Annotated in this window: 1 protein-coding gene; it reads right to left on the reverse strand. The window is 51.9% G+C overall.

The genetic code is table 11. From position 1 onward, the window contains the following. Positions 1-204: 204 nt before the first annotated feature. On the reverse strand, positions 205-455 hold a 251-nt coding region (locus ACTHTY_RS11860; protein ID WP_440367828.1), incomplete at its 5' end, for a hypothetical protein.

The following is a 455-nucleotide window of genomic DNA, read 5'->3' on the forward strand; positions in this document are numbered from 1 at the left end:
GCCTTCTGAAATAACTCCTCCTCACGAGTGTCATAACAGCCAAAATCTCTATCCCAAGCCACGAAACCCCCTATTTGATTGTTATACATTCAATCAAACAGATATCCCAACATTGTCAATCCCTCAAATAAAAAACCTGTTGACATACGCCGGGAACTCCCTGTAACGGGAGTGAGACTGGGTAGAGTTTGAAACAGAACCCCTTCACATCCGCCGCTTCACGCCGTGGTTGGGCCCACAACCGGCAATAGCGCGTTCCAGCACCACACGCTGCCTTTGCTCAGGGGTTGTCCGAGCCAGGGCACTTAAGAACGGCTCAAGGTCACGGATTACCAAAGGCTTACGGTCCAAGGGCCGTAAGCCTTCATCCATGCCCATCAACTGGTAGCACGAACGCGCCATAGCGTTAGCCAGTTCGTCACGTTCACGCCCTTGGGCAAGAGCGTGTTTTGCAT

This window comes from Neisseria sp. P0019.S002 (genome assembly GCF_051957155.1).
GTDB lineage: Bacteria > Pseudomonadota > Gammaproteobacteria > Burkholderiales > Neisseriaceae > Neisseria > Neisseria perflava.